This is a genomic window from Halobellus ordinarius (assembly GCF_031823395.1).
GTDB lineage: Archaea > Halobacteriota > Halobacteria > Halobacteriales > Haloferacaceae > Haloquadratum > Haloquadratum ordinarius.
In genome coordinates this window covers 40,761-61,286 of sequence record NZ_JAVQKJ010000003.1, presented here as the reverse complement: position 1 = coordinate 61,286, position 20,526 = coordinate 40,761, and the positions used below count along the sequence as shown (strand labels likewise).

Below are 20,526 nucleotides of genomic sequence, written 5' to 3'. Positions count from 1 at the left end.
TACATTCTCGCCGCCGCCCCGGACGATCCGAGTGCTGAGTCGTTCCTTGTGAGTGGCAAGGAACACACGTTCGTGCGGCGGTACTACCGTTCCCTTCGTGAGTCGCTTCAAGAGGCGGGTGCGCTTCGCGCACGTGTCCACGTTGGTAACAAGGAGTGCCGTCGTATCGAAGATGCAAATCATACCCTCTCGAAACGGTTAGTCGAGTACGCCAGTCAGTTCAGCGATCCCGTCATCAAACTCGAAGACCTCGACAACGTTCGTGACGGCAGCGAGTGGCACGGCGTTCACTCGTGGCCGTTCTACAGGCGGAACAGGCCGAGTTGCACGTCAACGTCACCAACACCGAGCGTACTGTCCGAGAGAAACAGGACTCTCGGACGGTCATCGGCGTGGACGTGAACGAAGACAATGTAGCACTGTCGGCACTGTCAGCAGAAGGCGATGAGGATACGCTGGTCATCGACTTCCCCGAAATCAAGTTCGAGCGTCACCGCTACTTCACGATGCGAAAGCGGGTGCAGAACGCCGAGAAACCGAGTATGCACGATACGCTCGAAGGACGGGAAGAACGGTTCGTCCGTGACCGACTCCACAAGGTAAGTCGTCACATCGTGGAATGGAGCCAACAGTTCGAGACACCGTGCATCGTCTTTGAAAACCTCAGAACGTTAGATCGTGGCTGGTAAGGCTGTCAGTCCGCTGGAAACAGCCGAAAACTGGATGGCTGCCAGGCGAGTCTGACTTTCGCCCCGACCGAATACTCCGAGCAGTCTCGAACGCGGGCACGGAGTTCTCCGACCTCGGTTGCGACGTGGAGGACGCAATCGCCGCCACCGTACCGCTTTTCGGTGACGTCCCCGCTGACCGTGTTCGCACACTCGGCTCCAGCATCGACACGGATGTCCTCGACTTTGATGAAGCCACGAACCTGATCACCCGAGGTCACCGGAGCGCCGCTCGCGACGCCACGAATCGGTGACTCCGTTTTCCCCACCCGTATCCCGACGGATTCGCCGTCATCTGTCGCCGCTGTCCCCTCGATCGTCGAATTGTCACCGAGGAACGTCGCCGCGAAGGGGGTCGTGGGCTCTTCGTACACTGACTCCGGTGTCCCGACCTGTTCGAGAGACCCCGCTGTCATCACTGCCATCCGGTCGGAGATGGCCATCGCGACGTCCTGATCGTGTGTCACGTAAATAAACGTCGTGTCGGTCTGTCGTTGTAAGCGGCGGATGTCCTCGCGAAGCTTCGCCCGAAGATTCGCATCCAACGACGACAGTGGTTCGTCAAGCAGGAGGATCGCAGGTTCGACCGCCAACGACCGAGCGAGGGCGACTCGTTGTCGCTGGCCGCCTGAAAGCGTCTGGACCGATCGTTCCCTTGCTGTGGGCATCTGGACGAGGTCGAGTAACTTTTCGACTTGCTCGTCGATGGCCGTGGGTTCCCAGCCCTGCTTTTTCAGTCCGTAGGCGATGTTCTCGCCGACTGACATATGCGGGAAGAGAGCGAGATCCTGAAACACCGTGGCAGTTGCTCGCTCGGATGGTCGGTCGTTCGTGATATCCTCGCCGTCCAGCCTTATCGTCCCCGAGTCGGGTAATTCGAGTCCGGCGATACACTTCAGTAACGTCGATTTCCCGGCACCGCTCGGGCCGACAACCGAAAACAGCTCTCTCTCGATCGAGAGTGACACCTGATCGACAGCGATGTCGTCGCCGTACGTCTTCTGAAGGTCTGATATCGTCAGGTGGGGCACAGTCGGCGTTGCAATCGTAGGTACTTATGCTATCCTCTCGGTGTTGCAGTCTCTGCCCGCTGCTCGCCGGTATCGAGGGTGGCGAGCACCGGTAAACAGGTACAACAATCATTATCACTCAACGTCGAGCCTCCCTCCAGTCGGCATCGCTCGGGCGGACGCACATCATCTGGTCGTGTCACTGTGGACCCGCTCGTTCCTCTGCTGTCTGGTGTCGGATAGAAGTTGGCCCAGGACGTCGAATCCAGTATCCACGTCCGGCTCACAGGCGCCACTGACGCTTTCGGCCAGTTCGTCGATGGTTTCGACGGCCCGCTTTCGCGCGTACACCGCGTCGGTGAATGCGGGCACTCTGATTTCGACGATGGCTCCCCCCGTCCCTTCTCGTCGAACCGTCACGTACCACGTCGTGGCCATCGCGACCGGATGTTCCATAGCCCCTTTCGATCGTTTGGCGGTGAGAACGCGCTCACCACGTTCGGTGACCTTCCACCCTCTCTCGACGAGCGCGGTTTGCCACTCCACGAGCGGCGGTGCCGTCCGAAATTCGAGGCTTGCGTTCATGACTCTTCCGGGGCAACGACTGCTGTCGTCCCGATGACGAGCGCTTTGGTTCCGAAATCGAGGAACGATCGGAGAGCGTCCCCCGGCGTACAGACGATCGGTTCTCCGTGGACGTTGAACGACGTATTCAGTAGCGTGGGGACTCCTGTTTGCCGCCGATACTCGTCTACCACCGCGTAGTAGAACGGATTCATCCGCTCTTCGAGTATCTGTGGACGCGCCGTTCCGTCGAGATGGACGGCCCCAGGCGACCGTTTCTGCATCGTCTCTGTACAGTCGAACGTTATCGTCATAAACATTGCAGCGGGACAGGCGTCCGGGTCGTAGTTCTCGTAACACTCGTCGGCTTCCTCCGCGAGTGTCACCGGAGCAAATGGCATAAACGCAGTTCGCTCGAGGCGTTCGTTCAACCAAGTGATCGCGGAGGGGTCAGTCGGTTGGTACAGAATCGACCGGTTCCCCAGGGCCCGCGGGCCATACTCCATGCGACCGCGAAACAGATTCACGACGTGCCCATCGGCCAGCAGTCCGGCAGCGAATGCGGCCAGTTCGTCGTCGCTGTCGAAGCGTCGCACCCGGTACCCCTCCGGAAGTTCCGCGGCTTCGATCGCTCTCTGTATCGACGCTTCGTCGTACGAGGGACCCAGATACACGTCGTCTAGCAAGGTTGGGTCCACCGGAGACTCCGACCGGGCCCAGTGGTCGAGGGCTGCGCCGACTGCCAGTCCACCGTCGCCCATATTCTGGTGCACGAAGAGCCGGTCGACGCGGTCGAGTTCGTAGAGACGCTGGTTGAGTTTGACGTTCGCCGTCACACCACCGGCGAGTGCGAGGTTCGCGCACCCAGTCGTCTCGACGGCCGTCTCCGCGAATTCCGTGACGACCTCTTCGGTTCTGCGCTGGAGAGCACTGGCGACCGCTGGAGCGCTATAGTCGCCGACAAGGTCCTTCCAAGCCAGAACGCGCTCCTCGTAACTGTCGTTGGCGTGTGCACGTCTGAATCGGTTCTTCACGGAGAGTCCATCGACCGTGAGCAGTTCGTCGAACGTCGCCCCGAGCCCGGGTGGAACGTCGTCACAGTACGAGGCGAGGCCCATAAACTTCCCCGCGTGTCTGAAGCCCTTGAATCCGAACACGGTCGGGACCTGATTCCAGATCCGGCCGATTGAATCGACGCTGTCGTTCGTCGCGACCTGTTCCAGTGTCCCGTCGCTCCCCGTCCAGACGGCTGACGAGAGCCCGTCACCGCTCGAATCGATCGTCAAGACGGTTGCATCGGCAAAGCCACTCGTGTAGTACGCACTCGCCGCATGTGCACGGTGGTGATCGACGTATTCGATGTTCTCGACCAGTTCTTGGACAGCCCCCGAAAGAGACGTCTCGGCAGCCAGTTTCTCGGCAGTCTCACGAACGATTGCGGGAGTCTTCGCAAGTCCAGACTGAACGGCTCGCAGTCCCTCAGCGAGTCGATCGACACTGTTGTCGGTGCGTTTCAGTTCGGTACGAAGAGTGCGACCGAGTGGCGCATTCTCTACTCCCGCCAGCGCGATTCGGTCGACCGACTCCACGTCTTCGAGGAGTTCGTTGACGGCACTCGATGGAAACCGGGCCTCGCGTTTGATCCTCGAAAGGCGACTCTCGTTCACTGCGGCGACGATTTCACCGTCGACGAGTACCGCTGCCCCGCAATCGTGATAGGGATAGCCGATGCCGACAACTGTCGTCATTGGGAACGAAATCCGATTTCGCCTGTAGATACATCTATCTGACGTCGGTTACAATCAGGCGGCACTCGGAGAGAGATGGTGCTAACGAACTCGATCAGTGATCGCATTTTTTCACGGCTAATACTTCCGCTCTTTCGGAAGCGCACTGTGTCCCGCGACGAACTTCGACGTCGATGCAGTGACCAGGGGGCCCATTGGCGTCTCGAGGCCGACGAGGTCTCGTCTCACTCCGATCCCGGACACGATTCGGTACTGGGCCGTTTGGAGTCCGGATACGACACGTCACCGCAATCGGTCTGTGAACTCCGCGACGTACGGCTGTTCGGCTCGCGAGGCTTGTTACAGACGGCCGACGGAGCGTTCGTCCTCCCGCGGAACGCCCCGTACTGGTTCGACGAGCAAGTACGCCACGGCTCTCCGCAGGCCGCTCTGGACCGACTCCGGCAACGGGTCTCGGGAGCAGTCGGATCGACAGATCCCGATTCGACGATCGACGTGGCGGTCAATATGGTTATGCGGACGAGACCGCACTACGCCCACTGGCTCCTCGAGTATCTGCCGATGCTCCGTGCGGTCTCCTTCTACGAGGAGACGACGGGGACGACGCCCACACTCATCGTAAACAGCGACCCGCCGGACTGGATGCGAAAGTCACTCGATCTCTTGGGGTACGACGAGAGCCGACGCCACGAGTGGGACGACGGACGCGCCACGATCGACCGCCTGGTGTTCCCGTTCTCGAGCGTCGTCGGGAGCACTCTCGGGGCGGTCTCGTACGTGCCTGCCGAACACCGGTGGCTCCGCGGCGAGTTGCTCGACAGCGTGTCGGGCACTGATCCGAGCGGCACCAATCGCTATTACATCTCTCGACAGGGGATGGATAAGCGATACGTTCTCAACTTCGACGAGATCCGGCCGATCCTTGAGGCGTACGATTTCGAGATCATCAGGCCCGAGGAGTTGGCTGTCACTGAACAGATTCGGACGTTCTCGCGAGGGTCGTTTTTTGTCGGGCCGCTCGGCGGCGGATTACACAACACGTTCTACGCGACGGCGGCGACAGTTCTGGAGCTCTTACCGCCTCGAACGCTCTATCCGACTCAATGCCTCCTCGACAACGAACTCGGCCACGACTACACGCGGTTGGCCGGCGACCAGTATCCGGTCGCAGCATACGAAGCGGCTGCAGGAGCGGGTCACAAGAACACACCGTTCCGTGTCGATCCTGCCACCCTCCGACTCGCCATCGAGTCCAAGCTATAGTAGCGTTTGCAACTGATCGCGCATCGGACCGCACGACGTCGTGCGATCGAGTGAGAAGGCGTGCAGACGCTACTGTAGGCGGCGACGGTGAATCGTAGACAGCCGCTCTTTTGTCCACCATCACTACCGAGTCGCTGACTGGATCACCGAGTGGAAAACGGGTCGGCTGGGGGTCACGAGGCGGTCGCTTCCGGTACGGTGGTAAGGCATATATCTGCGGCAATCGAGCAGTTTGGTATGACACAGTCCGGAGAGCAGACACTGTCAGACTCGGAGTTTAAGCAGTATCAGGACGAGGGCTACGTCCTCACGGACGTGCTCGCAAACGACGAGGTCGAAGCCGCGAAGACCCGATTGCGAGAGTACGTGACTGGGCAGCGTGAGACCGGCGACCTCGCTATGCAACTCGAACCGCGCGTCGAGCAGGGAGAGGTTGAGGTCGAAGACGAGACGAAGGCGTACCGAAAGATCTCTGGGCTCGTCAGACACGACGAGTTGTTTTACGACCTCGCCACGAAGCCAGCGATCCTGGAACCGATGAAACAGCTTCTCGGTCCACACCTCAAGATGTACTGGAGCGGGGCGATGCTGAAGCCGCCCCAGATCGGCTCCGAGAAAGGGCCACATCAGGATCTCCCGTACTGGCCGATCCAATTCCAGGGTGAGTGTTCCGTGTGGATCCCCCTCGACGAGGCCACTCCCGACAATGGATGTATGCAGGTGATCCCCGGCGCCCACAAGCGCGGACAGCTACCGCACGTCAGCGTGGAGAACGACTTCGTCATCCAGGACGATCAATACGAGGAAAGCCAGTTCCAATCCGTCCCTATGGACCCGGGAGAGGGGTTGTTCTTCTACGGACTGCTCCCGCACTTCACGCGCTCTAACCAGACGACAGACTGGCGACGTGCAATCGTCTTCGCGTATACGTCTTCTCGGTCCCGGTACACGGCAGACAGTGACCTCCCGGACTGTGTCCACGTGTCTGGGGAGTCCTTCCCGGGGTGTATCTGAGGCCCCGAGGGGACCCGCATCGCTACTCGCTCGGCCCGTTCGGGACGCGGCGTCGCGGGGCTGCGGGAGCGGTCACGCGTTCAGGAACCGTTGCCACTCGTCTTGGTACGTCGAGAGGTTGTCGGGTGCGACGTTCAACCGCGCCCACTGGCTCGACACCTCGTATCGCTCGTTCTTCCGTTCGATCATATCCCTGATCCGATCTACGTCGTAGTCTTCGGGGTGGTCTTCGACGTAATCCACGATGCGGTCAGACTGTATCCCCGATAGGTACCCTCTCGTCTGTATCATATCGGCTCCGTGAACGTCCGACAGCGCCCAATCGGCCAGTTCGTAGAACGCCCCCTCACGGCCCCGGTCTACGGCTCCTTGGGTCATCAGCCAGTTGTCCGCCCACGGCATCCCGCCGGTTTCCGGCAGCGGTGGATAGCCGACATCAGCCCCCTGGTCCTGGGCAGCGATGACCGCGGACTCGAAGGTGTACATATACGCCACTTCCTCGTTGACCAAGAGATTCACCGAATCCTGGAAGCTCTGCCAGATGGTCTTGAACTGACCGGCCTGCTTTCGCTCGATGAGGAAGTCAATGACCGTTTCGATTTCGTCTTCGGTCATATTGTTCGGCTTTTCGATGTCGGCCAGTCCAGCGCTGTTCATGTAGAGGGCACACAGCATCGGGGTCACCGAGTAATCGTCGACGATTGCGGTCTGTCCCATAAACTCGTCATTGTCGAACAGGACCCCGAACGAATCCGGTTCCGGTGCCCGGCTCTCGACGTAGGCTACCGAATCGACGTTTCGGACGCTCGGCACCGCGACCAGTTCCATCCCGTCGTCGGTCGGATACCGCAACGTTCCCGAGTAGATACCGCCCTCTTTGTAGTCTGGGTGAAGCGCGTTCCAGTTTGATATCTCGGATTTGTCTATCGGTTGGATCACGCCCTCCTCTCGCAGCAGGTCTTCCATCCCGTTGTCGTCGAGTCCGCCGTTGTCCCAGAGGGCATCGAACCGGTCCTGCCCGTCCCCGGCAACGAAAAGCGAGACGATATCGGACGGAGCCCCGGAGACGGATTCCCGTTCGAGTTCGACGCCGTGCAGCTCCCGGAACTTCTCCGCCCCGTGTGGTTCCTGTGGCAGCGCTATCGTCGGCGCAGCCACTCGCAACGTGTCAGCAACCGTATTGTCTTCTTGCCCGCCCGTACAGCCCGCTAGTACGCCCGCAGCTGAAAGGCCGGCGACACCTTTCAGCAGGGTTCGTCGATTCACCGATTGCATTTGCTGCCTCCGGAGAACCGGATGCACGGGGTTTTGTCCCTCTTGCCACTTTCCTGAACAGTTTCGACCGGACACAACTTGCCTGCTGATTCAATAGATAAATGCCTTTTGCGTTACCCCGATCGCTCCCCCTAGTCGGGGCGACCGCGTCCCCGGTCGGTAGTGCTTCCGGAAACCGGGGTGATGTCGTCGAGGTCCGGATGCCCGAGGTGCCGCGTCGCCCGGTCGGACAACCCCTCGACGTCGTCGGCGGCTCTAATCTCATCGCGGATCTGTTGCCAGTGTTTGTGTCTGGCCACGACAACCGCGGGGACCGAATCCAGGTCGAGCAACTGCGCGAGACAGAGACGGTGCTGCCCTTTGAACTGCCAGTACAGTTCCCCGTCGCGGCCGACGTTCACCCCGATCTCGTTCAACCGCGGCCGCTTTGCGTCACGGTTCTGTGATTTCGTCACACTCGGTTCCTCGTCGAGGAGTTCGGCCTGCGATTTGTATCCCTCTTCTCGGATTTTCTCGAGGAGTCGGTCGTACCGCCGGAGATACGCCAGTAGTTCGTCTTCGGTTGTACACCCTCGCCATTCCTGACCGCGGCGCAACTTCGACCTGACTTCCCGGTACTGTCTGGTCGCTTCCCACGGGATGCCGTCCTCGAAGTGTCTGAACATCGAACGGGCCTGAAATCGGCTTCGAAGGGGCAGCGTCGCCTCGTCCCACCGACCACCGTAGACGACGTTGGCCTCGTCCAGAACGGTCCCCATTTTCGTCCGCGTCTCACGGGTGACAGCGGTCGGATCGATCCGGATGAGTTTCCCCTCCGGGGCATCAGAGTACGACTTGTCCGTGAGCAGTGTTCGCTCACGAACCCATCGGTACAGGCGCTTCCGGTGGTACCGGAGGTGACTCCGGAAGCTATCCAGCGTCAGTCTTCGGCCTTCGGGTGTTCGCAGATCGTAGAACTGAATGAAACCCGGGTCGCCCGGGTCGTCGGGATCGATGTCACTCATTACTCACACATCCCTGGTGTGTGAGTTATAAATGTCAAGGAGAACACCTGCGCCTCACTCGTTTTGGACCCTATCGACCGTCACGGAGGACCGCCACAGATTCAACAGGACCAACACAGTCACGACCACCACCGCGACGAGAATAAACAAAATGTTGACAGTGTAGACGTCCTGCGTGAACCCGGAACCACTATACTCGGCGTAGAGATACCCCGAAAGCGGCGTGAACGTCCCTCCAAGCAGGTTCGCTCGGACCGGTTCGTTGAACGTCAGCAGGAAGGCGACGAGGAACGCGGAGATGATGCCGTCCCGTGCTAGCGGTGCCTCGATATCTGTGAACACGGCGACATCGCTCGCGCCGAGATCGCGAGCCCCGTCTAACAGGGTCCGAGGAATCCCTTCTACAGTCACCAGGAGAACGAAGAACGCGAACGGCAACACGTAGACTGTCTCGGCGAGCAGTAACAACCCGAATGATGGACCGGCGTCTACGGCGTTCGCCAGCACCAAGAGCGGCATAGCGTGTGCGCTTCCCGAGGTGAAAAGCGGGCCGGCCATAAACGTGAGGTACAGTTTCCGGTGAGACGTCTGCCGATAGCCCCGGGTCGCTAAGATTGCCAGGATCGTCGCTATCACTCCGGCTGTCACGCTCAGTACGACCGAGTCGTATATCGCCAGTTGTATCGTGCGGTCTGACACCGTCCGGACGATCGACCCTTGCGCACCGATCAGTACCACGTAGAGAATCGGGAGAAAGAGAAATCCCAGCACACACGCCACGTAAACGAACCCGACGACCTGCTTCAGATCGTCACTCCCGACTGCGCGTAGTATTCGATCCATTGTGCTACCTCTCACTCGCGTCGAACATCTCGTCCAGATCCGAATACCAAGCCACAGTGAAGAGGCCGGCGACTGGCAAAACTAACGCGAGGACAGCGAGCGCACTCACCTGCGGCACAGCGAGTAGATCGTACGCGCGGTTGATCATCAAGCCGAGTGAGTTCGACATCGGCCCACCGAGTACTGACGCATACAGGGGGCTGCTGATCGCCTTCGCAAACACGAACATAGCTCCGATCGCGATTCCCGATACGCTCAGCGGGACGATCACGTCCTTGACAACCTCGAATGGCCCGGCCCCGAGATCGGCCGCCGCCGCAGCCAGTGATCTCTCGAGCATCGTCATCGATAACCAGGACGTGAACACGACGAAAGGCACGACACTGGCCATTAGTCCGAGAACTGGGCCTGCTGGACCGTACAGAAGCACCGTCTGTTGGCTCTCGAGGACGCCGATTTGAGCCAGGGCCTCGACGAGTCTGGAGTTCCGGCCGAGGATCGGGATCCACATAAGCACCTTCGTGAGCGGGTTCACCAGAAACGGGACGGTAAACAGACTCAGAACGACGATTCGACTGTACTCGCTGGCTCGGAAGGCCAGAAAGTACGCGACTGGGAAGGCTACTATCGCGGCTGCGAGGGCGGTCGTCACCCCCAGTCGGAGCGCCCCGGTGATCTGGCTCCCCTGCTGAAAAAATATCGTCTGATATGCCGCGAGTGAAAACCCGGGCTCCATCCACAACCCGGCGGATTTCCAGAAACTAAACACGAACATCGCTGCCATCGGTAGATAGAATCCCACACCGACAGCGACCACTGGCACCCAATTCAAAAACCGTCTGCTGGGTTTCGTCTGCATCTAGAATTAGAGCCTGGTTACACGTATTTGAGACACTTTTTTGAAAGTTACTACTTCGCGTGTCCCACGGAGGCTCTTTGACCCTCCGTTCGCATTGAGCCGGATCCTGTCACGGGACTCGGTTACCGTGTGCTGTCACTTCGTCGCTTTTATGTGCAACTCGGATCTCCGTTCTCGCTCGTATTCGACGTTGAAACCGAAGGAATCGATTCTCTCCCGCAACTGCTCGGGCGTTTCCCCGTAGTCCTGCACTGCAGGGCGTGTTCCGTGGTCCTTCGGCAGGTGGATCTCGCAGTATATGGAGCGACACTCCTCCCGTCGAAGTGTCGCTTCCATTCCATCGAGCACGAACGGTTCGGCCCCCTCGACGTCAAGCTTGACGACTGTTGGGTGGGGCACGCAACCATCCTCGGTGAGCGAATCACCGTCGACACACCCCACGTGAATACTCTCAGCGTCTGGAGCAATGGTTCCCGTCTGCATCCCCGGGGTCGGCGGCGTGGGCGATTTGAACTCCACTGTCCCCGTCGTGTTGTGGAGAGCCACGGAGCAAACCGAATACATCTCAGCGGCCGCGTTTCGGGACAAGTTCGACTGCAGTTGTGCGACATTCGGGGGATACGGCTCGAATGCGGTGACGTGCCCGGCTGATAGCTTCCGGGCAGCGAAACAGCTGAAGACCCCGAGGTTTGCACCGATGTCCCAGAATACGTCGCCGTCATCGAGTTCGTCGACAACATCTTCGAGAAACGGACGCTCTCGGCGACGGGTCCAGGGCACGCCGAATTCGGCGTCCACGGATCGGGCAGAGAACGTTGCCTCGACGTCCCCCACGGTGAAGCTATAACTTGCTGGTTCAGGCATCGGTGGCTGTGTCACCGAAATACAACCGATGGGACGTATAGTTCTCGATCGGGCGACCCACGAGTACGATCACCTGCCCCCCGCATCGTCGTCGGTCACGAGTGTCTCGACTGCCGTCGTGTCGACTCTTATGTCCCGGTGTCGGGGGGCGATGCTCCGGTCAGCGACCGTTTCACACGCGAGACAGTCGTATGAGATACCGAGTTCAGCGGCCAACAGGAAATAGTGTGCCACGGGTCCCGTCTCGGGGAGAAGTTCGACAACGCTGACCGGGTCCTGCGTCCACAATAGGTGGATCAGCCCAGCGCCGTGGGGCCCTATGACCTTCTCTGCCCCGGCGAACAACCGAACCTGCTCCTGGAAGGAAAGCGCGCTCAGCTCGACGGACTGGAAGCCGAACTCCGCGATCGTGTCCAACAGCTCGGACTTATTCACGACCCGCCGGCGACGTGCGTCCTCGCGTGAAACATATATCCGATTCGGGGCGTCCGTCTGTCGGTCGGGTATGTTCGACGTGATGCGGTCGCCGACCCAGCGTAGGTTCGCTGGCGACGGCATATGCGCTCCGTGGCCGCTCCGGTATTTGTGGGAGGGAACGATCAAGGAGTCCACGTGGAGCGGCGCCTCCGGCCGTTCGATCCAGCTGTCTGATGGATACCCCATAAGCCTCAGCGAGTCACGTTGCCAGTCGGCGAGGTCGGACGGAACAATCAGGGTCGGGTCCCGGTCAACCGTTCGGCAGTATGCCTCGTAGGCACGCAGTTTCGGTAGTGTCTCGTCGAACCAGTGGGCGAAGATCTGGCCCCGCCGGTCCGCGAGCAGGAACGCCGTCTCGAGTTCGTCTGCTGGCTCTACCTGCCCGAGTAGCGCACGAACATCCGAAGGCGAGAGCGTCCGGTAGGTTCCGCGACGCCACGCTTCGGCACCCACCGCTTCTGGAACGACTTCCAGAGTACCGACCGCCTCGGGGACAACGTTTGCCCCGTCGGTCCGGAGTATCGGGACCGAGCCGACGATATCGACGTCCGAAAACTCACAGAGAAACCGGTTCGACGGCGTGTAGGTCCCCTCGGCGGCGGATATCGCGGTCGGTACTTCCTCCGCGAACTCACCATCGTACCTAACGGTGACGGGTTTTGCCGGCTGAACCACCGTCTGCCCGCGAGCAACCGACCGGATACGGGCATCGTCGACGGTGACAAAAGTTTGGTATATGTGCCGCTCAATGGAGGACGGCACGGACCGAACCCGCCGGCAAATCGCTGCTCTCGCATTCTCAACGCGTTTTGTGATGGCTTCTACTATCCACATACGAACAACGCCTGCCTCCTTCGCCTCGCACCCCGCATCAGATTATGGAAGTGTCAAGGCTAAACCCCCGCCCTTCAGGGAGGGGGATACAGCCGACAACTCCTCCACCGACCACGTTCGACGGCACAATCGGATATTCCACGCCCGGTCGTTATTACCATATACTATTCCGCTCTTCGGAAACAGGTTTTGGTCGAGTAGAGCTGCCGCTGTAGAAGCGTAGCGGGTAAGGGTGACGCGGTAGCGTCATCCGAATGCAACGTTCCCGTTTGAGTTGCCGAATTCAGAGGTGAGCGCCGCGAACCTGCAACGGGATGTCCTCATCGGCAAGCTTTCTGAGAATCTCGATACAGTCTGTAACGATGGGAAGTGACGGTGTTCGGCGATGGAACAGGTCACCTGTATGGATGACTGCGTCGACGTTTTCTTGGAGTGCGCGGTCGATGGCGGTCTCGAAAGCGCGCGTGAAGTCATCCCTGCGAGTATCGCTCCGGTATTGCCGATTGCCGAGATGTGTATCGCTTAGATGGAGGAGTTTGGTCGTTGCATCCGAACTGTTGTAACCTGACAGCGGTGGGTGCAATAACGTATGGCAACCAAGGTGAAAGTAGGGAGATACTGAGTATAGCTCAGAAAAGCCGTCCGGCTCCTGGAGGTGGCGAACGAGGGGATATACGCGACCGATGATATGCCCGAGCGGTGGCAGGGCGTAAAAAGGGTATCGTGTGAGAGCCAAGGGCCGGTTTCGTTTACCGTCGGTATTGGGTTCGAGGAGTGAATAGTCGACACCACGCGAAAACAGTTTTCCGTACATCCAGTACCCGTCTCGCCTGCATCCCTCGTCAGATTCGGTGCCTTGGTCGCAGTGTGAGAAACACTTCGGTGGAGGTGGCAACCCGAATTCTTAAGTCATTATCGCAGTAATCATTATCCTAAGTATGACCTTCTACGGCCGGGAGGGCGAACTCGATACACTCACGGGTGCGGTGGAGTCCCCCGGTTCGGACTTCGTCGTCGTCTATGGCCGGCGTCGGGTCGGGAAAACGGAACTCCTCAAAGAATTCTGTGCTGACCGTCCCCACATGTACTTCCTTGCCGCGCAGGAAGCCGAGCATCGACAGCGCGAGAAGTTCCTCGACCAAGTTGCGGATTACTTCGACGAGCGCGTCCCGCGAATCGACGGTTGGGACGAAGCGTTCGAATACCTCGGAGAGAACCTCCAGCGAGAGGATCTTGTCGTCGTCATCGACGAGTTCCCGTATCTCGTCGAAGAGAACGACTCGCTTCCATCGTACATACAAGCGTTCGTTGACCAGGCACTCGACGGAACGGACTCGATGCTGGTGCTCTGTGGGTCGAGCGTGAGCACGATGGAGTCAGAGATCCTGGGGCACGAGAGCCCACTGTACGGGCGACGAACGGCCCAACTCGACGTAACGCCGTTCTCCTTTCAACAGGCACGAGAGGTCATCTCATACGACATCACGGACGCGGTTCGCTCGTATGCCGTCACGGGTGGTACCCCGATGTACCTCACGCTGTTCGACTACGACCAGTCGCTCGCGGCGAACATTCGATCACACGTCCTGTCACCATCTGCGGTACTGTATAACGAACCCGAGTTCCTCCTGCGCACCGAGCTCCGAAACCCAGCCCGGTACATAAGTATCCTCGAAGCAGTCGCACTGGGCCATACGACACCGAACGAGATCTCCGGCGCAGCGGGGATCGATTCGGGACCGCTCTCGAAGTACCTACAGACACTTCGCCGACTCCGCCTCATCGAACGAGATGTCCCAGTCACGGCCTCGGGGAAGAAATCGAAGCGGTCACGGTACCGAGTTGCGGACGAGTTCCTTCGGTTCTGGTTTCGGTACGTGGAACCGCATCGATCCAGTATCGAGGAAGCACCGAAGATCGTGTACGACGGGACGATTGAACCGGACCTCCCAGCGCACGTCGCAACCACGTTCGAGGACGTGTGCCAAGAAGCCGTCTGGGAAGGGATTCGACGCGGCGCATTCGAACCGTACTCCGAAGTCGGTCGCTGGTGGTACGGAGACGAAGAGATCGATATCGTCGGGCTGGCACCGAACGACGACCGCATCCTCCTCGCCGAATGTAAGTGGACGACGGATCCAGTTGGGGAAGACCTCGTCGAGAGCCTGCGAGCAAAGGCGGAGAACGTCCGATGGGGACCGTCGGATCGAGACGAACAGTTCGCCCTGTTCTCGAAAAACGGGTTCGTCGACGGACTCGAAGCACAACTCGACGACTCGTGGTCCCTGTTCAGCGTAGCGGACATCGACGACCTACTCACGCCGTCCTGAGTGTTTCGCTACTAATCCAAGGGAACGTATATACGACGAACAACCAACAATCAAAAACCGCAAAATGCCTGTTCTGGACGATCTCTCCGGATTCGAGTTCGAGGACGTGATGGAGGATGTTTTCCGGAATCTTGGCTACGAGAACGTTCGACAAGCAGAACGGACGGCTGACGAAGGACGCGACATCCTCATGGAAGAGGTCGTGGACGGGACTCGCCGGGCCATCGTTGTCGAGTGTAAGCATACAGGAACTGTCGGGCGACCAGTGGTGCAGAAACTCCACTCGGCGATTGCGACCTTCGAGTTCGACGGACCGAAGCGTGGGATGGTGGTCACGACTGGTCGATTCACTAATCCGGCTATCGAGTATGCCCAGCGACTCCAGCGCAATGATGACCCGTATCCGATTGAACTCATTGACGGTGAAGACCTCCGTGAGATCGCTGACGAAATCGGACTCGACCTCTACAACGGTCGAATCGAGATCCTGTGCGACGAAACGCTCCGACCGTATGACCCAGCGACGTCGGTGACTGCGCCTGTCAAAGAAGTATTCCAAGACATCGAAAACATCCAGTTATCGAATCTTCCCGCGCCGTATTCCACCGTCACGTTCCAACCAGTCGTCGCCGTGACTGCGGATACGAACGCAGTCTTTGAGACATCAGTTGGCGTGATCCACCAGATCAACGAACGGTCCCGGTTCGTCGTCCACGCCGAACGCGGACGCCCCCAAACTGCGTCAGATGATGTTTCGACCCTCGTGTTGGAGAACCTCCACGCGACTGTTGATCTCGACGCAGATCGGTTCGAGAGTTTGTTCGATGCAGTTGAAGATCGGCGGTTCGGGCAAACCCAGACCGAATACAAAGACTGGACCGTTGAACGACTCCGAGACCATCACACGACGACCGTCTCCTACACCGGAGACAACAACGTCACGTACACGAAAACGTGTGAACCGAATCGGTCCGACATCTCAGTACAGTCAATCGAACCGGTGTACCTGCCGCAGGTTCGGCACACGACTGACCTACAGGAGTACTCGTATCCGTACGAGTATTTCGCGGCAGGACCATCACGCGTAACGAGCGAAGACGGAATCCACCAGTGCGTCCACTGCGACACAACAGGCACCGACAACGCCTACACGTACTGTGCGAACTGCGGAAGTATCAACTGTGACTCGCACATCAAAACCGAGCGACTAGAGGACACACCGGTCTGTACCGGGTGCGCGGTGACCGAGCGCTTCGCGTTCAAAGCGAAGTACTTCTACGACGAGGCGAACAGAGACACGTTCCGCGAACAGTACGAAGCGATGCCGTTCTACGAGAAAGCAATGGAAAACACGCCGCTTACCGTTGGCACAGTCGTTGTACTCGTACTCGTCTTACTCGGTGTATTCGTCAGTATTGGCGGTCTCTAACAGCCCTCGTGGCACGTTCACTACCGACCCTCGATTTCGTCGATTGCGACCGACGCCGCGTGACGCACCTCCTCGTTTGGATCAGTTTTCTCGATGTCTCATAGCCGCTCCAGTGTGTCTTCGGCTGCGAGATAACCGAGTGCCCAGCAGGCAGTGGACCGGGTGTCGGCCTTGCGTCCTACGGCGACCTCGTGACGCCGGAAGGTTACGGGAACGTCTACAACGTCTCCGGCTGGTCGGAGAACGTCCTCTCGTTCATCGAACACGCCGAGAATCCCAAGCAGATCATCGAGGAAATCGAGGCCTTCGAGCCTGCATAGCGTTGTCCTTTCATCTTTCTCCGTCGAGCGCGAGTAGTGTAGTTCGGTATCACGCGATCGTGCCACGACCGAGATGGGCGTTCACGGCTCCGCAGGAGCCGTGAGCTCGGAGGAGGTTTCCTCCTCCGGCGTTCGAATCGTCCCTCGCGCACTCGGAGCGCAGCTCGTGAATCAGACTGCCCGAGCGACGCTCTTCTACAGAGGTGACACTACGGCAACCACCAGTGACAACGACCCCGGACCGACGACGACTGCTGTCGTTACGATCCGTATCCCATGTGGCGCAGACGACGATCTCGTCACCGACGCCGAAGATCGCCTCTCACAGACTGAGAACATCAATGCCGTCACGGTTGACAATCTGTACGGTATCGCTCCGAGGCTTTCGGCAACGTCTATCACCATCAGCATCACCCTTCGTTGAACCACGACGATGACGGTACAGAGGTGAGGAACCATCTAGCCGAGATCCCCGGCCTTGAGTCAATCAAGCGTATCGGATGACCTGACCCGGACACCGCTATTCCCGACGATTTATCCGGTCACCTGCTGAGGAACATCTATGGGCGGTATCGAGCTCCGGAATGGAACACTCGTCGTCGAACGCGAGCCGAATCAGCTCGACGAGCTGGCGATCAGATTCTCCGAGATTCTCGGGCAGTTCGACATCAAGCACGTCTACATCGCGGGCTACGTCTCCATTCTCGCCGGGCGGGCGCGCTCTACCGAAGACGTCGACGTCCTCATCGAACAAATCGACGAGGAGACTGCAGTCGAACTCGTGGAGACGCTTGACGAGAAGGGGTTCTGGGTCCCGGCGATGCCGCTCTCTTCGATGTACGAGATGCTCGATAACGGCGACAACATCTGGGTCGCCCCGGAAGACCAGATTACGCCGCATCTCGAAGTGAAGTTCGCGCGTGACGAGTTCGACCGCGCGTCCCTCCAAAACGCGATCACAGCCAGGATCGGTGATGAGGCGATCTCGATTGGGCCGTTAGAACTCCAGGTCGCATACAAGCTCCACCTCAGCGCACAGAAGGACATCGAGGACGCGGTTCACCTCTACACGCTCTTCGAGGAAAGTCTTAGTGTGCCCCGTCTCGAAGAGTGGGTAACGCGACTCGGTGTCGAAGACGAATATGAGCGACTCAAACGCGCCTGAGCACCTCGATGCGAAGCATAAACGCAACCGTCAGCAGCGCATCGCGGGCATCAAGCGCTGGGTCGAGTACATCAAATCAGAGCCACCGGAGACGTGGGGACCCCAACAGAACGCGGTCGTCAACGACCAACTCGATGCGGCCCAAAGCGTACAGACCTCGGCGGCACATCAGCAAAAAGTGAAAGATGTAGCGGCCGAGATCCTCGAAGCGAGCGACAAGTCCGACGTAGAATCGGAGTAGACTGGTGTCTGTAGAACCGCCTGACTAGTGGACTTGCACTACGTTCTCTCTCATATACCCGCGTATGTACGTGAGTACGCACATAGGAGTGTACCACGAGGCGAAGGTAGATTTTGAAGAGGAGTCACTTTGTCGATGGTATGTTTCGACGGTCGTTCCTCGGTACTCTCGCAGCAGTACCGTCACTTCCGCTGCTCCCCGACCGAATCCATCAGGATAAGCGCCAACCCGTTCCGTCCGAAGGCAATCTTATGTTATGGTTCCATTTCTACGGGGCGATCAAACGCGACCGTCTAATGAGCACGGAATGGGCGCGCAAAAAGACCGTGGAGGAGCTGAATCTTCAGAATCTCACCGATGAGGAAGCTATAGTAGCGTTCGCAACTGATTGCTCATCTGATCGCACGACTGCGTGCGATCGTATGAGCGAAGACTTGCGAACGCTACTATAGCCGGCTCTTAGAACTGGCGAACGAAGGGGTGTACGACACTGACGACGTGGCTGAACGATGGCGTACCCTTTTCGAGAATATGGAACAGGAACTCTGAGGTGCGAGGAACTGCGCGGAGGCAGATGGGATCATATCTGAACTGCTGAGTTGAGTGGGGGGAAAGGGCCGAAGTTGGACGCCAACGTCTCTCGCGCGCGGCCAATTCCACTCTCTGCCCAAGTGTTATTCCTCACAGTGTCATTCAAACGGAAGCGAATCCCATGATACCGGCGACCCCCGTTCTGCAGCGTGATGAAATCCAAACGTCCGAAGAGGGGTTTCTTTATAAGCGCCGTACCGCCGTCTGCCAAATGTTGCCTGTCACGCAGAATGATGGGCGCTGCAGGCTCCGGTTCGACTATCGAACGAATCGACCTTTGAGGCGTGAGGCGGCTGAAACCAGCCGTCTCAAAATAGGTGTTCAACCGGGGGTTCGCGTGGGACCGACAAATGAGTTTGGAACCCATCGAACCCGAACGCGCGCTCGAACTGTACATCGCTGACCGAGAAAACAACGTCTCCCAAGCGACGATCTACTCCCACCGGTCACGGCTTGGGCACTTCATCCGGTGGTGCAACGACGAAGCTGGGATTACGAACCTGAACGAGCTGTCGGGTCGCCAGCTGCACGAGTTCCGAATCTGGCGGCGTATGGAAGGCGATCTCTCACCGGCAACGGAGAAGACCCAGATGGACACACTCCGAGTGTTCGTCAAGTGGTTAGAGTCCATCGACGCTGTCGAGCAAGATCTCCACACAAAAGTTCTGTCGCCAACGCTGAGTGGTGACGATAACATCCGCGATGAGATGCTGGACTCCGACCGAGCAGAGCAAATCCTCACATACCTCGAAAAGTACGAGTATGCCTCGCGGCCGCACGTCGTGCTTACCCTAATGTGGCACACGATGATGCGTGTTGGTGAAATCCACGCGTTAGACTGTGAGGATTACGACTCAGTTGATCAGTCGTTACAGGTGGTGCATCGTCCGGAATCCGGAACGACACTGAAGAATCAGAAGAATGGCGAACGGTTCGTCGCGCTGTCCGACGAAGTCTGTGAGATACTGGACGACTGGTTGGAGCATACCCGCCCAGCTGTGACTGATGAGCACGGACGAAAGCCCCTAGTCTCAACCCCGAGCGGACGAGCTCACACGACGACGCTGCGCGGTGACTGCTACCGCTATACTAGGCCGTGTGTGGTCACGCGGGACTGTCCTCACGGCCGTGACCTTGACGAATGTGAGGCGAACTCGTATGATTCAGCCTCTGAATGCCCCTCAAGCGTGAATCCTCACGCCCTTCGTAGAGGCGGGATTACACACGCACTGCAAGAAGGCTGGCCGATGAAGGCAGTTGGGGATCGTGCGAATGTGAGCGAGAAGGTACTCTCGATGCACTACGATTCGCGTACTGAGGAAGAGAAAATGGAGCAGCGACGCGAATATCTAGATGACCTCTGATTCACGATAGCACCCAAAGATAGCCGCTTGCAAGAGCACACTGCATTCTCTATTTTTCGCAGATTCTCCGTTTGAGGAAGTTATAGTATATAAAACTGCGGCTGAAGGTGGTTTTCACAGAAAATCCAGGAACTCTGCAAAATCCATTCCAAGTGCTATGCACGAAAAACATAGCAATAGAGGGGTAGAGCACACCAATTATACGTCGACCCTCTCGGACAATTTTGAAGAGATTAGAAAAGAGCGTGGAAGGTATGTCATGAAGATTGATTCGAGGGTGATGGAGTTCATTCACGACTTAGGAGCCGTGTTCACCCTCTACGAAAAATATGGTACTGGATACGTTGGATGTCTTATGTCGTCAAAACAGGACACGAGATATTACGAAGTTGATCCCAGTAAAGTAGTCAGCATAGAGATTGAATGGCCTGAGTCTGGCTGCCAATTAGTCGAGCTTGCAGTGTTACCATTACTGAATGGCAGTTGGCAACTCACATACTACGATGAAGAATATGCGAAAACACGGTTCTACGAGCTCTTCAACGGTGAAGGGATTTCTGTTCCCTTATCGCAGGAACAGCAAGATTCCCGACCTCGATAGAG

Annotated in this window: 19 protein-coding genes, 1 tRNA gene and 1 pseudogene; 11 read left to right on the top strand and 10 right to left on the bottom strand. The window is 58.4% G+C overall.

Annotated features, from left to right (window positions below; all coding sequences use genetic code 11):
- Positions 1–311: 311 nt before the first annotated feature.
- Positions 312–674 (top strand): annotated as a pseudogene (locus RJT48_RS03720) (RNA-guided endonuclease TnpB family protein); the annotation flags it as partial.
- A gap of 20 nt (positions 675–694) precedes the next feature.
- Here the strand turns inward: RJT48_RS03720 and RJT48_RS03715 are convergent.
- From RJT48_RS03715 to RJT48_RS03705, 3 genes are all read right to left on the bottom strand, one after another.
- A complete protein-coding gene (locus RJT48_RS03715; RefSeq protein ID WP_311170901.1) occupies positions 695–1,759 on the bottom strand; it encodes an ABC transporter ATP-binding protein in 1,065 nt (354 codons plus the stop codon).
- A gap of 165 nt (positions 1,760–1,924) precedes the next feature.
- The gene (locus RJT48_RS03710) at positions 1,925–2,323 is read right to left on the bottom strand and encodes a hypothetical protein (protein ID WP_311170900.1); all 399 of its coding nucleotides are present in this window, start codon (positions 2,321–2,323) and stop codon (positions 1,925–1,927) included.
- Positions 2,320–4,050, bottom strand: coding sequence for a carbamoyltransferase C-terminal domain-containing protein (locus RJT48_RS03705; protein WP_311170899.1), 1,731 nt, complete (start codon positions 4,048–4,050; stop codon positions 2,320–2,322). Before RJT48_RS03705 ends, RJT48_RS03710 begins: the two co-directional genes overlap by 4 nt.
- 147 nt (positions 4,051–4,197) lie before the next feature.
- On the opposite strand from RJT48_RS03705, the gene RJT48_RS03700 reads away from it, so the two are divergent.
- Positions 4,198–5,313 (top strand): glycosyltransferase family 61 protein, encoded by a 1,116-nt coding sequence (locus RJT48_RS03700; RefSeq protein ID WP_311170898.1) that lies wholly within the window; start codon positions 4,198–4,200, stop codon positions 5,311–5,313.
- Positions 5,314–5,550: 237 nt separating this feature from the next.
- Positions 5,551–6,327: a phytanoyl-CoA dioxygenase family protein gene (locus RJT48_RS03695; protein ID WP_311170897.1), complete on the top strand. Its 777-nt coding sequence runs from the start codon at positions 5,551–5,553 to the stop codon at positions 6,325–6,327.
- A gap of 72 nt (positions 6,328–6,399) precedes the next feature.
- Here RJT48_RS03695 and RJT48_RS03690 read toward each other — a convergent pair whose 3' ends face one another.
- The 7 genes from RJT48_RS03690 to RJT48_RS20745 form a co-directional block, all read right to left on the bottom strand.
- A complete protein-coding gene (locus RJT48_RS03690; protein ID WP_311170896.1) occupies positions 6,400–7,602 on the bottom strand; it encodes an ABC transporter substrate-binding protein in 1,203 nt (400 codons plus the stop codon).
- Between the two features lie 131 nt (positions 7,603–7,733).
- Complete coding sequence (locus RJT48_RS03685; protein WP_311170895.1) at positions 7,734–8,606, bottom strand: hypothetical protein; 873 nt, start codon at positions 8,604–8,606, stop codon at positions 7,734–7,736.
- A gap of 54 nt (positions 8,607–8,660) precedes the next feature.
- Positions 8,661–9,449, bottom strand: coding sequence for an ABC transporter permease (locus RJT48_RS03680; RefSeq protein ID WP_311170894.1), 789 nt, complete (start codon positions 9,447–9,449; stop codon positions 8,661–8,663).
- Between the two features lie 4 nt (positions 9,450–9,453).
- Complete coding sequence (locus tag RJT48_RS03675) at positions 9,454–10,251, bottom strand: ABC transporter permease (RefSeq protein ID WP_311170893.1); 798 nt, start codon at positions 10,249–10,251, stop codon at positions 9,454–9,456.
- Positions 10,252–10,443: 192 nt separating this feature from the next.
- Positions 10,444–11,187 (bottom strand): FkbM family methyltransferase, encoded by a 744-nt coding sequence (locus RJT48_RS03670; protein ID WP_311170892.1) that lies wholly within the window; start codon positions 11,185–11,187, stop codon positions 10,444–10,446.
- A 54-nt stretch (positions 11,188–11,241) separates the two neighbouring features.
- Positions 11,242–12,483 (bottom strand): glycosyltransferase family 61 protein, encoded by a 1,242-nt coding sequence (locus RJT48_RS03665; RefSeq protein WP_311170891.1) that lies wholly within the window; start codon positions 12,481–12,483, stop codon positions 11,242–11,244.
- A gap of 283 nt (positions 12,484–12,766) precedes the next feature.
- On the bottom strand, positions 12,767–13,297 hold the full coding sequence (locus RJT48_RS20745; RefSeq protein ID WP_311170890.1) for a metallophosphoesterase: 531 nt from the start codon (positions 13,295–13,297) through the stop codon (positions 12,767–12,769).
- A 124-nt stretch (positions 13,298–13,421) separates the two neighbouring features.
- Between RJT48_RS20745 and RJT48_RS03655 the strand changes: the two genes are divergently transcribed.
- From RJT48_RS03655 to RJT48_RS03620, 8 genes are all read left to right on the top strand, one after another.
- Positions 13,422–14,813, top strand: coding sequence for an ATP-binding protein (locus RJT48_RS03655; RefSeq protein ID WP_311170889.1), 1,392 nt, complete (start codon positions 13,422–13,424; stop codon positions 14,811–14,813).
- A 64-nt stretch (positions 14,814–14,877) separates the two neighbouring features.
- Positions 14,878–16,242 (top strand): restriction endonuclease, encoded by a 1,365-nt coding sequence (locus RJT48_RS03650; protein WP_311170888.1) that lies wholly within the window; start codon positions 14,878–14,880, stop codon positions 16,240–16,242.
- Positions 16,243–16,433: 191 nt separating this feature from the next.
- A complete protein-coding gene (locus tag RJT48_RS03645; protein ID WP_311170887.1) occupies positions 16,434–16,562 on the top strand; it encodes a hypothetical protein in 129 nt (42 codons plus the stop codon).
- Between the two features lie 27 nt (positions 16,563–16,589).
- A tRNA-Gly gene (locus RJT48_RS03640) sits at positions 16,590–16,713 on the top strand.
- 411 nt (positions 16,714–17,124) lie between these two features.
- On the top strand, positions 17,125–17,727 hold the full coding sequence (locus tag RJT48_RS03635; protein WP_311170886.1) for a hypothetical protein: 603 nt from the start codon (positions 17,125–17,127) through the stop codon (positions 17,725–17,727).
- A complete protein-coding gene (locus RJT48_RS03630) occupies positions 17,705–17,968 on the top strand; it encodes a DUF8150 family protein (RefSeq protein ID WP_311170885.1) in 264 nt (87 codons plus the stop codon). Before RJT48_RS03635 ends, RJT48_RS03630 begins: the two co-directional genes overlap by 23 nt.
- 941 nt (positions 17,969–18,909) lie before the next feature.
- On the top strand, positions 18,910–19,923 hold the full coding sequence (locus RJT48_RS03625) for a tyrosine-type recombinase/integrase (RefSeq protein WP_311170884.1): 1,014 nt from the start codon (positions 18,910–18,912) through the stop codon (positions 19,921–19,923).
- Positions 19,924–20,080: 157 nt separating this feature from the next.
- Positions 20,081–20,524: a hypothetical protein gene (locus RJT48_RS03620; protein ID WP_311170883.1), complete on the top strand. Its 444-nt coding sequence runs from the start codon at positions 20,081–20,083 to the stop codon at positions 20,522–20,524.
- Positions 20,525–20,526 lie beyond the last annotated feature (2 nt).